This is a genomic window from Allobosea sp. P1_A7, assembly GCF_056406775.1.
This window is the reverse complement of record NZ_JBFTZN010000191.1, coordinates 1-11,380: the sequence shown is the minus strand read 5'-3', so window position 1 is coordinate 11,380 and position 11,380 is coordinate 1. Positions and strand designations below refer to the sequence as shown.

At 65.5% G+C, this 11,380-nt stretch carries 11 protein-coding genes; 7 read left to right on the top strand and 4 right to left on the bottom strand.

Translation table 11 applies throughout. The annotated features are described in order from the left end of the window. From AC1D34_RS26255 to tpiA, 3 genes are all read right to left on the bottom strand, one after another. A partial coding sequence (locus tag AC1D34_RS26255) for a CTP synthase (protein ID WP_476825768.1) occupies nt 1-1,192 on the bottom strand: 1,192 nt, incomplete at its 3' end. Between the two features lie 157 nt (nt 1,193-1,349). Beyond that, nucleotides 1,350-1,751, bottom strand: coding sequence for a preprotein translocase subunit SecG (secG, locus tag AC1D34_RS26250; protein ID WP_441491803.1), 402 nt, complete (start codon nt 1,749-1,751; stop codon nt 1,350-1,352). Between the two features lie 159 nt (nt 1,752-1,910). Further along, entirely contained in the window at nt 1,911-2,675 is a 765-nt protein-coding gene (gene tpiA / locus AC1D34_RS26245) for a triose-phosphate isomerase (protein ID WP_476825767.1), read from the bottom strand. Between the two features lie 171 nt (nt 2,676-2,846). On the opposite strand from tpiA, the gene AC1D34_RS26240 reads away from it, so the two are divergent. Genes AC1D34_RS26240 through AC1D34_RS26230 form a run of 3 tightly spaced genes read left to right on the top strand, consistent with a single transcriptional unit; the run spans nt 2,847 to nt 7,101 of the window. After that, the gene (locus AC1D34_RS26240; protein WP_441505553.1) at nt 2,847-4,763 is read left to right on the top strand and encodes a peptidylprolyl isomerase; all 1,917 of its coding nucleotides are present in this window, start codon (nt 2,847-2,849) and stop codon (nt 4,761-4,763) included. After that, nucleotides 4,763-6,277 (top strand): anthranilate synthase component I, encoded by a 1,515-nt coding sequence (gene trpE, locus AC1D34_RS26235; RefSeq protein WP_441505552.1) that lies wholly within the window; start codon nt 4,763-4,765, stop codon nt 6,275-6,277. The genes AC1D34_RS26240 and trpE overlap by 1 nt, the downstream gene beginning before the upstream one ends. Then, entirely contained in the window at nt 6,277-7,101 is an 825-nt protein-coding gene (locus AC1D34_RS26230) for a HipA family kinase (protein ID WP_476775399.1), read from the top strand. Before trpE ends, AC1D34_RS26230 begins: the two co-directional genes overlap by 1 nt. On the opposite strand, the gene AC1D34_RS26225 is transcribed toward AC1D34_RS26230, so the two are convergent. Continuing rightward, entirely contained in the window at nt 7,029-8,237 is a 1,209-nt protein-coding gene (locus tag AC1D34_RS26225; protein WP_476775400.1) for a patatin-like phospholipase family protein, read from the bottom strand. The two genes, AC1D34_RS26230 and AC1D34_RS26225, sit on opposite strands and share 73 nt — an antisense overlap. A gap of 177 nt (nt 8,238-8,414) precedes the next feature. Here AC1D34_RS26225 and AC1D34_RS26220 point away from each other — a divergent pair, with 177 nt between their 5' ends. From AC1D34_RS26220 to moaC, 4 genes are read left to right on the top strand one after another with little or no spacing between them, the layout of a single operon-like run. Then, nucleotides 8,415-9,032, top strand: coding sequence for an anthranilate synthase component II (locus AC1D34_RS26220; protein ID WP_476775401.1), 618 nt, complete (start codon nt 8,415-8,417; stop codon nt 9,030-9,032). Nucleotides 9,033-9,045: 13 nt separating this feature from the next. Next, a complete protein-coding gene (gene trpD, locus AC1D34_RS26215) occupies nt 9,046-10,059 on the top strand; it encodes an anthranilate phosphoribosyltransferase (protein WP_476775402.1) in 1,014 nt (337 codons plus the stop codon). A 7-nt stretch (nt 10,060-10,066) separates the two neighbouring features. After that, nucleotides 10,067-10,876 carry an indole-3-glycerol phosphate synthase TrpC gene (gene trpC / locus AC1D34_RS26210; protein WP_476775403.1) on the top strand — a complete coding sequence of 270 codons (810 nt, stop codon included), beginning with the start codon at nt 10,067-10,069 and terminating at the stop codon, nt 10,874-10,876. Continuing rightward, nucleotides 10,873-11,361 carry a cyclic pyranopterin monophosphate synthase MoaC gene (moaC, locus tag AC1D34_RS26205; protein WP_441505546.1) on the top strand — a complete coding sequence of 163 codons (489 nt, stop codon included), beginning with the start codon at nt 10,873-10,875 and terminating at the stop codon, nt 11,359-11,361. Before trpC ends, moaC begins: the two co-directional genes overlap by 4 nt. The last annotated feature ends 19 nt before the right edge of the window (nt 11,362-11,380 follow it).

The window sequence follows — 11,380 nt, the reverse complement described above, 5'->3', positions numbered from 1 at the left end:
CGATCTGAGCGAGCGAACGGGCCGCCTCGATCACCGCCATCTGCATGCCGAAGCAGATGCCGAAATAGGGAACCTTGCGCTGCCTGGCGAAGGTCGCCGCCTTGATCTTGCCCTCGGCACCGCGATGTCCGAACCCGCCGGGAACCAGGATGCCGTGGACATGCTCCAGGAAGGGAGCCGGGTCTTCCTTCTCGAAGACCTCCGATTCGATCCAGTCGAGATTGACCTTGACCCGGTTGGCGATGCCGCCGTGCATCAGGGCCTCGATGAGGGACTTATAGGCGTCCTTCATGCCGGTGTATTTGCCGACGATGGCGATCGTGACTTCGCCCTCGGGATTCTTCACGCGCTCGGAAATGCGCCGCCAGTTGCTCAGATCGGGCGCTTCGCCGGCGTCCAGGCCGAACGCCGCCAGAACCTCGGTGTCGAGCCCTTCGGCATGATAGGACAGCGGCACGTCATAGATCGAAGCAACGTCCCGCGCCTCGATCACCGCGGTTTCGCGGACATTGCAGAACAAAGCGAGCTTGCGGCGTTCCTCGCGCGGGATCTCGCGGTCGGTGCGGCAGAGCAGGATATCGGCCTGAATGCCGATCGAACGCAGCTCCGCAACCGAATGCTGGGTCGGCTTCGTCTTCAGCTCTCCGGCCGTCGGGATATAGGGCAGCAGCGTCAGATGCGTGAAGATGCACTGGCCGCGCGGCAGCTGCTGGCTGATCTGGCGAATGGATTCGAGGAAGGGCAGGCTCTCGATGTCGCCGACCGTGCCGCCGATCTCGACCAGCGTGAAGTCATAGTCTTCATTGCCGGTGAGGACGAATTCCTTGATGGCATTGGTGACGTGCGGAACGACCTGGATCGTCGCACCGAGATAGTCACCCCGGCGCTCCTTGGTCAGGATGTCCATATAGATGCGGCCGGTGGTGATGTTGTCGCCCTTGTTGCAGGGCCTGCCGGTGAAGCGCTCGTAATGCCCGAGATCGAGATCGGTCTCGGCCCCGTCATCCGTGACGAAGACCTCGCCATGCTGATACGGGCTCATCGTGCCCGGATCGACATTGAGATAGGGATCAAGCTTGCGCAGACGGACCGTATAGCCACGTGCCTGCAGGAGAGCTGCGAGAGCTGCCGCCGCGAGGCCTTTGCCAAGCGAGGATACCACGCCGCCGGTGATGAAAACGTACCGCGTCATGGGAGATCACCTTTAACGCCAGGGTTTCGATTCGCTAAGCGCGCCGTTGCAGACCCGCCCTGCTGTTTATGCTTGTCCACAACGGAGAAGGGCCGGACTTCCGCCAGCTCTTCCCCAAAAGAGAAGGGCCGGTTTCCCGGCCCCTGCCCTGTCCTCGTCACTGCTGCGGCGCTGCCGGCGGTGTCGGCGGTTGTGAGCCGCCCTGATTCTGCATCTGGCGCAACTGGTCGAGCACGCCGCCTGCGGCGTTGGGAGCGCTTGGACCGTTCGGTGCCGCGGGAGCAGTCGTTCCCGGCGCGCCGTCGATGATCGAGCGCTGCGTCCGCCCATGGGTCGCCATGATCGCCAGAGCGATCGAGGTCAGGAAGAAGAGCCCGGCAAGGATAGCCGTCGCGCGGGTCAGGGCATTGGCCTGGCCGCGGCCGGTCATGAAGCCGCCGACACCACCGCCACCGCCCGAACCCATGCCCAGGCCGCCGCCCTCGGAACGCTGCAGCAGGACCACGCCGACGAGCGCGATCACGATGATCAGATGGATGACGATGAGAACGTTCTGCATGATCCCACGAAATAGGTATGACGCGGGCCGCCACAAGGTGCCCCGCGCCGCATGTCCGCCAATTGCGGGCTCGGCGGCGCACATAGCATGCAGTTGCCGGGTGCACCACCCGGCAATTGCGTCATTCGTGCAATGCCGCCGTCAACGCGACGGCATGGATCAGCGGCAGGCGCGTGCGATGCCGAGGAAGTCCTCGGCCTTGAGACTGGCGCCGCCGACGAGCGCACCGTCGACATGGGGGACATTCATCAGTTCGGCCGCGTTGGACGGTTTGACCGATCCGCCATAGAGCAAGCGCACACCAGCGGCCGCCGCCTTGCCCAGGAGCTTGCCGAGTTCGCTCCGGATCGCCTCGTGCATCTCGGCGACGTCGGCGGCGGTCGGGGTCAGCCCGGTGCCGATAGCCCAGACCGGTTCGTAGGCGATGACGAGGGTCGAGGGCGTCGACGCATCGGGGACCGAGCCGCGAAGCTGTTTCCTGACCACGGCAAGCGCCTTGCCGGCTGCGCGCTCGGCCTGCGTCTCGCCGACGCAGACGATCGGGACCAGCAGGGCGCGCTGCGCCGCTTCGGCCTTGGCCTTGACGACCGGATTGGTCTCGCCGTGGAGGGTGYGGCGCTCGGAATGACCGACGATGGCATAGCCGGCGCCGGCATCGGCGAGCATGGCGGCGGAGACCTCCCCGGTGAACGCGCCGCTTTCCTGCTCACTGCAATCCTGTCCGCCCGAGGCAATACGCGAGCCGGTCAGGGCTGCCGTCATGGCAAAGAGCAACGTCGCCGGTGGGCAGATGGCGAGATCGACAGCGTGTTTCAGCTCCCGGTCATAGCCCCTGGCTACCTCGGCTGCGATGGCAAGCTCGGCCTTGAGCCCGTTCATCTTCCAATTGCCTGCCACCAACGGCTTGATGCTGCGCGTCACCATTTTTCTCCTCTTCTCTCGCTCCGGGCTCTACCAACGCCCGCAACGCGCCGCAATCAGCCGGCAASACCACGGTGAAGATTGCGGGCAGCGTGATCGGTTCCTATAAGCAGCGCCACAAAACGCGAAGGCTCGCGTCGCAGCGATGCGGCCGGAGAGGGAAAGAACGACCCCATGATGATGAATCGCATCCGCAAGGCGGGTCAGGGCCTCATTGGCAAGCTCATCATCACAGTGATGTTCGGATTTCTGATCCTGTCCTTCGCGATCTGGGGCATCGGCGACATCTTCCGGGGGTATGGACGCAACTCTGTCGCTCAGGTCGGGAAGACCGAGATCGGCCTCGAGCAGATGCGCGTGGCCTATCAGAACGAAGTCCAGAACCTGACGCGCCAGCAGCGCCGCTCGATTACTCCCGAAATGGCGCGCGCGCTGGGGCTCGACCGCCAGGTGCTCTCGCGCCTCGTGACGGAGGCTGTGCTCGATCAGACCGCGAGCCGGATGCGGCTTGCGGTCTCCGACGAGACCATCCGCAACCTGATCTTCCAGGACCCGGTCTTCCGCGATGCCTCCGGCAACTTCTCGCCGGCCCGCTTCAACGAATTGCTGCGCTCGAACGGGCTCAACGAACAGAATTATGTGCGCGAGCAGCGCGCCACGATCCTGCGCCAACAGATCGCCGAGATGGTGGTCGGCGGCGTGACCGCTCCGGTCGCGCTGCAGGAACTGGGACATCGCCTGCGCAACGAGCGCCGCGCAGTGACATTCGCCAAGCTGCCGCCGGCCGCCGCCGGTGAGATCGCCGCACCGACCGAAGCTCAGCTCAAGGGCTATTTCGACGAACGCAAGGCGAGTTTCCGGGCTCCCGAGTTCCGTAGCGCCAACGTGCTGACGATCTCGACCGAAGCTTTGGCCGACCCGAGCAAGGTCACCGACGAAGAGGCCAAGGCCCGTTATGAGCAGGTCAAGGCGCAGCGCTTTGGTTCCCCCGAGAAGCGCACGATCCAGCAGATCACCTTCCCGAATGCCGAGGAGGCGCAGGCCGCCAAGGCGAAGATCGATGCCGGCGAAGCGTTCGAGGCGATCGCCGCCGCGCGCAATGTCGCCGAGAAGGACCTGACGCTAGGCACCTTCACGCGCAATCAGGTCTTCGATCCGGCCGTGCGCGAGGCCGCGTTCGCGCTTGCCCAGGGAGCCGTCAGCGCTCCGGTCGCCAGCGCCTTCGGCTCGGTGCTCCTCCGCGTCCCGACGATCGAACTCGAGCATATCCGGCCCTTTGAGGAGGTTGCTGCCGAGGTGCGCAAGGACGTCGCGACCAGCAAGGCCACGAGCCAGCTCACGGACCTGCATGACCGGATCGAGGACCAACGGGCCGCGGCCAAGCCGCTTGCCGAGATCGCACGCGAGTTCAATCTGCCCCTGCTGACGGTCGGCCCGGTCGATGCCAGCCTGGGCAAGCCGGACGGCACGCAGGCACAGCCCCTGCCCGGCGGCGACGCCACGCTTCCCGCCATCTTCCGCTCGGATATCGGCGTCGATAACGAGGCCATTCGCCTGCCGCGCGACACGGGCTATGTCTGGTTCGATGTGACCAAGATCGACCCCTCGCGCGAGCGGACCTTTGACGAGGTCAAGGGCGAGGTCGAGCGTCAATGGCGGGCAGACGAGGTGGCGAGCAAGCTCTCGGCCAAGGCCCGCGAACTGGTGCAGCGTCTTGATTCCGGCGAGGCCTTCGATGCCGTGGCCGCCTCGGCCGGCCTGGTTGTCGAACAGGCGGCGGAGCTCGGCCGGCAGGACCAGAAGCCGGAGCTGCCCGCCAATGTCATCAGCCTGATCTTCGGAACGCCTGTCGGCAAGAGCAACTCGGCGCTGGGCGCAGACGACAGCGGGCGCGTCCTCTTCAAGGTCGTTTCGGCGACGGTACCGCCCTATGCCCGGACGACGCAGGAGGCGGAGAATTTTGCCCGCCTGCTCGGCTCCAGCGTCAGCGAGGATATCCTCGCGCAGTATGTCGCGAAACTGCAGAGCAACCTCGGCGTCACGGTCAACGAGACGGCCTTCCGGAACGCCACCGGCGGCGCGCAGAACTGATGTCTGCGCCCTCCGATCTGTCCTCCTTTGCGGAGGCGTATGACGCGGGAGCGCCGCAGCTTCTGCGGCGCGTCCTGGTCGGTGATTGCGAGACGCCCGTCGCCGCCTTCATGAAGCTGAGGCACGCCACGTCCGGCCCAAGTTTCCTGCTCGAATCGGTCGAGGGCGGCGCCGTACGCGGGCGTTATTCGATGATCGGCATCGAGCCGGATGTGATCTGGCGCTGCCATCGCGGTGAGGCTTCGCTTTGCCGACCGGCTTTGGGCGAGGCCTTCGTCGCCGATCCGCGCCCCGCCTTCGAGAGCCTGCGGGCTCTGCTCGGCGAGAGCGCTATCCCCGACGAGGATGGCCTGCCACCGATGGCGGCCGGCGTCTTCGGCTATCTCGGCTACGACATGGTGCGGCTGATGGAGCGACTGCCGCAGCCAAAGGACACCGGGACCGGCGTCCCCGACGCGATCCTGACCCGCCCCACCCTGATGGTGGTGTTCGATTCCGTGCGCGACGAGATCCATCTCGTGACGCCCGTCCGCCAGCAACCGGGCGTTGCCGCACGCGTCGCCCACGATCGGGCCCAGGAGCGGCTCGACCGGGTCACGGATATCCTCGAGGGTCCTCTCCCCCCGGAAGCCGACATCGATATCGCCGCGCTGCCGCAGCCCGACATCGTTTCCAACACGACCGAGGCCGAGTTTCACGCCATGGTGGCGCGGGCGCAGGACTATATCCGCGCCGGCGACATCTTCCAGGTCGTGCTGTCGCAGCGTTTCGAGGCGCCCTTCGCCCTGCCCTCCTTTGCGCTTTACCGGGCGCTGCGGCGCGTCAACCCGGCGCCGTTCCTGTGCTATCTCGACTTCGCTGATTTTCAGATCGTCTGTTCGAGCCCCGAGATCCTGGTACGGTTGCGCGACGATACCGTCACCATCCGGCCGATCGCCGGCACGCGGCGGCGCGGCGCGACGACCGAAGAGGATGCGGCGCTCGCCGAGGAACTGCTGGCCGACCCCAAGGAACGGGCCGAGCATCTGATGCTGCTCGATCTTGGCCGCAACGACGTCGGCCGCGTTGCACGGATCGGCTCGGTCAAGGTCACCGATTCCTTCTTCATCGAACGTTACAGCCAGGTCATGCACATCGTTTCCAATGTCGAGGGAGCGATCGACCCGCAGCATGATGCGCTGGCCGCACTCGCCGCGGGCTTCCCGGCCGGCACCGTCTCCGGAGCGCCGAAGGTGCGTGCCATGGAGATCATCGATGAGATGGAACATGACGCACGCGGCGCCTATGGCGGCTGCATCGGCTATTTCGGTGCCAATGGCGAAATGGACACCTGCATCGTGCTGCGCACCGCCGTGGTGAAGGACGGCCGCATGCATGTCCAGGCCGGCGCCGGCATCGTCTATGATTCGAACCCGGCCTCCGAACAGCTCGAATGCATCAACAAGGCCAAGGCCCTGTTCAAGGCAGCGGAGGAAGCAATCCGGTTCGCGGCGCGCGCTGGCCGGGGACAATAGTGGCCTCGCCGGAGCCCCGGGATGACGAAGCCGTTACGGTCGTCGAAATCCTGCGGGTCTTCAGTGATGCGAGCACACGCCCCTGCCTGGTTCGGACGACCGACGGCAGGCTGCATGTCCTGAAGCTCGCCGGCGCCGGGCCAGGGCCTCGTGGCCTGCTGATCGAGCTCCTTGCCCTGCGCTTCGCGAAGCTGCTCGGCGCACCGGTCCCCGATGCCAAACCACTGCTGCTGCCGCACAGCTTCCCATGGATGGTCGGCACCGACGAATTCGACGAGATGATCCAGCGCAGCTTTGGCTGGAATCTCGGCGTTGCTTTCATCCCGAACACCGCGCCGGTCGCAGCCGCGGACCTTGGCCCCGACGATGCGGCGAGTCTCCTGGCGATCGCGGAGGCGGATTGCTTCCTGCACAATGTCGACCGGCCGCGCTCGAATCCGAATCTCCTGCGCGGGGCCGGCGGTACGCTGCACGCGATCGATTTCGACGCCTGTCTCTATTTCGACAGGGCACTGGCCGGCCGCCTGCCCGCCAGCTTCGCACTTCCACGCACACATCTCCTGGCAGGTATGATGACGGCGAGCAAGGGCAAGGCACTCGATCCCGACCTGCCGATTTCCTGGCTGGCAGAAGCACCGTCGGCCTGGATCGACGCCGCGGGACGCGAGGTCCCAGTCATCGCCAACGCGCTTGCGACCTATATCCGGCACTGGAACGCCCTATGCACCGACGGGGCGCTAGAGGCTGGCGATCAGCGAGAGGCCAGCGTCGGCGAGAGCGGCGGCTGTGTCTCCCAGGCCTTGCCGCTACGACCTTCCTCATAGCCGCGCTGGAACAGGGCTTTCATGTACTCCGTATCGAATTCGGAGCGCTGATTGCCTTGAAAGCTCTTGGGAATGGCGGTGAAGGAGAAGCGCGCGTGCATTCGCTTCGCCATCTCCGAGATCGCTGCGATATTGGCGAGCGCTTGGTATTTCACCAGCGTCGAGATCGAGCGTGTGGCCAACCCCGCCACCGTCTGGGTGCTGGCCTTGTATTCCGGCTCCAGCTTGCCGTTGCGAATGACATAGAGCGAGAGACTGCGTTCCTGACCGAGATTGCGCCGGGCAGCCCCGTTGAGATCGAGCCCCGGTGGGGCAAAGAAGATCTGCGAGGTGACACCGCCGTCGACGTGAAGCTCGTCGAAGACCTTGCCGTTGCTCTCGACATTGAGGCGCACGGCCGGAAAGACCGCCGGTATGGCTGCCGAAGCAAGCAGAATATCGACAAAGAGCTTCTGCCGGTCGGGCCGCTGACTCGCGGCAATGCTGCCCACGTCCCAGATCACTGGCCGCTGAGCATCGAGATTGGTGGTCTGGACCAATAAACGGCGGCCCTTGCGGTGCTCGGCAGCGATTTCATCGAGCAATTGCTCGGTCGCATAGCGTTCGACCAGGTGGCGCAGTGGCGTCGTGTCGTAGAGGGACTCGCCAAACAGTCCGAGGACTCCCTTGCTGCGAAAGAGCTCGTTATCGCCGTAGCGCGTATAGATCTCCTCCAGGGCGCCGTCATAGTGCGAGCCGAGGAACGCAAAGGGCGCAGCGAGCGAGCCAGTACTGACCCCGGTGACGACCTCGAATTGAGGCCTGTCGCCGCGCGCGCTCCAGCCCTTCAGGAAACCCGCGCCATAGGCCCCCTCTCCGCTCCCACCTGAAATCGCAAGAAATGTTGCGGCCGCCTGGCATTTGCCACAGCCCGAAGCGGCGATCTGCCGGTATTGGATATCGACATATTTGCTTGTGGTGGGGACGACCGCATCCCCCCAGAAGCGGATCGTGCCGAATCCGGCGACCTCGGCTGTCGACAGGCCTTCCGCGGGCAGAGCTTGCGGTCGTTCCCCGGAATTGCATGCAGCCAGGCCGAGCAGCGCGGAGGCCAGCAGCACGTGCCTGATCGCCTTGGCCCGACGCAACATCGCCATGCCCCACACCCGAACGCCCCTGCAAGATTGCGCGGTCTCTTCACCGCCATCTTGTCGCCAGCGGAGCTGCGAGCGCAATCGCGATGGAGCCACGATCCGACAATAACTTGACCACTTGCCCCCCGAACGGGCATGACCACCTTGCCATCATCGCGACCGGAGATCTCGTTAGCGGCAATGCGTATCCTGCTGATCGACAATTACGACAGCTTCACCTGGAACCTTGTCCACCTGATCGGCGGGCTTGGGGCGGAGGTCGAGGTTCGCCGCAACGATGCCCTTGCCGTCGAAGAGGCGCTGGGGGGAGGGCATGACGCAATCGTATTGTCGCCAGGCCCCTGCACCCCCAACGAGGCCGGCATCTGCCTTGACCTCGTACGCCAGGGTGCCGACAGGAAGCCGATCTTTGGCGTTTGCCTCGGCCTGCAGACCATCGGTCAGGCCTTCGGTGGCGAGATCGTGCGCGCGCCGCTGCCGATGCACGGCAAGATCTCGACCATTGGCCATCACGCCCGCGGCCTCTTTCACGGCATCAACGGGCCGATCCAGGCGACGCGCTATCACTCGCTCATCGTGGCACGAGAAAGCTGCCCGACCGAACTCGAGATCGAAGCCACGACGGAAGACGGGCAAATCATGGCGCTCTCGCACCGCTCCCTGCCGGTGCATGGCGTACAGTTTCACCCCGAGAGCATCGCCTCCGAACAGGGTGCGACGATCCTGCGCAATTTCCTCGGCCTGGCGGAACGATGGTCGCAGACACAGGACCGTGCCGCCCTTTCCGAAACAGCCTGACGTCGAAGAACCCATGGACGATTTCAAACCCTTCATCGCCAAGGTGGCGACCGGCGCCTCACTCTCCCGCGAGGAGGCGCGCGATGCCTTTGACACCATCCTGTCCGGCGAGGTCACCAATGCGCAGGCGGCCGCCTTCTTGATGGCGCTGCGCGTCCGTGGCGAGACCGTCGAGGAGATCGCCGGCGCGGTCAGCGCCATGCGCGGCAAGATGCTGCCGGTAAAAGCACCGGCCGGCGCGATCGACATCGTCGGAACCGGCGGCGACGCTTCGGGCTCCTATAACGTCTCGACGCTGGCCGCGATCATCACTGCTTCCTGCGGCGTGCCGGTCGCCAAGCATGGCAATCGCGCCGCCTCGTCACGTTCCGGAGCGGCCGACGTGCTCACCGCGCTCGGCGTCAAGGTGGGGCTCGAGCCCGCGGGCACGGAGCGCTGCATCGCCGAGGCCGGCGTCGGCTTCATGTTCGCGCCGACCCATCACGCCTCGATGCGGCATGTAGCACCGGTGCGCACAGAACTCGGCACCCGCACCATCTTCAACCTGCTCGGGCCGCTCTCCAACCCGGCCGGTGTCAAGAGGCAGCTCGTCGGCGCCTTCTCAGAGACCTGGCTCGAGCCGATGGTGCGCGTGCTGTCTGCTCTGGGCTCCGACCGCATCTGGGCCGTGAACGGCTCTGACGGCCTTGACGAGATCACCACCACCGGGCCGACCCGCGTCGTCGCGCTCGAAAAGGGCAAGATCGAGAGTTTCTCGATCAGCCCGGACGATGTCGGCCTGGCCCGTGCAAAGCCCGAGGATCTGCGCGGCGGTGAACCGGCGCAGAATGCCGAGGCGCTCCGCGCGGTTCTCGACGGCAAGAAGACGCCCTTCCGCGATATCGCGGCCTTCAATGCCGCCGCCGCGCTCGTCGTGGCCGGTCAGGCCGGTGATCTGCGCGACGGCCTCACCCGCGCGACCTCGGCGATCGACAGCGGCAAGGCCAAGGCGACGCTGACCGCACTTATCGCCAGCTCGAACGCGTGAGGACGTCATGAGCGACATCCTCGCCCGCATCGAGGCCTATAAGCGCCAGGAGATCGCCGCTGCCAAGGCCGCGGTTTCCCAGGCTGAGATCGAGCAGCGCGCCCTGGCTGCCGGCCCCGTGCGTGGCTTCACGGCCGCTCTTGCCGCGAAACACGCGGCCGGCAAGCCTGCATTGATCGCTGAGATCAAGAAGGCCAGCCCGTCCAAGGGGCTGATCCGCGCCGATTTCGACCCGCCATCGCTGGCACGCGCCTATGCCGATGGCGGCGCGGCCTGCCTGTCCGTACTGACCGATGCCCCCTCTTTCCAGGGACAGCCGGAATTCCTGCAGCAGGCGCGCATGGCAAGCGGCCTGCCCGCCCTGCGCAAGGATTTCCTCTATGACCCCTATCAGGTCTTCGAGGCTCGCGCCTGGGGCGCCGACTGTATCCTGATCATCATGGCCGGCGTCGATGACGGGACAGCCCGCGCGCTGAACGAGGCGGCAAAGTCACTCGGCATCGACGTGCTGGTCGAGGTTCACAACGAAGCTGAGCTCGATCGCGCCCTCGAGCTCGACAGCCCCTTGCTCGGCATCAACAATCGCGACCTTCGCAGCTTTGCCGTCGATCTCGCCGTCACCGAGAGACTTGCACCGCGCGTCCCCGCGGACCGCATCATCGTTGGCGAGAGCGGCATCTTCAGTCATGCCGACATCGCACGGTTGCAGCGCGCCGGCGTCAACACCTTCCTCGTCGGCGAGAGCCTGATGCGGCAGGACGATGTCGCCGCTGCGACCCGTGATCTCCTGACCGGTTCTGCGCGCAGCGCAGCATGAGCAAGCTCAGCCATCTCGACGCCAGCGGCCAGGCCCATATGGTCGATGTTGGCGACAAGGAGGAGACCTCGCGCATCGCTGTCGCCGAGGGCTGTGTCGTCATGCAGCCCGGGACCCTGGCGATCGTGCGCGATGGCGACGCCAAGAAGGGCGACGTGCTTGGCACGGCGCGCCTGGCTGGAATCATGGCCGCCAAGCGCACGCATGAACTGATCCCGCTCTGTCACCCGCTGCTGATCAGCAAGATCAGCGTCGACCTCACCCTGGACGAGACATTGCCCGGGGTGCGCGTGAGCGCTGAGGTCAAGATGAAGGGACAGACCGGCGTCGAGATGGAGGCGTTGACCGCTGTCGGCGTCGCCTGCCTCACAGTTTACGACATGGTCAAGGCGGTCGACCGGGCGATGCGGATCGAAGGCATCAGGCTCGTCCACAAGTCAGGTGGAAAATCCGGCACCTTCGATCTCCCGGAAACTGCGCGATGAGCCTCACGCCCGTCCCCGT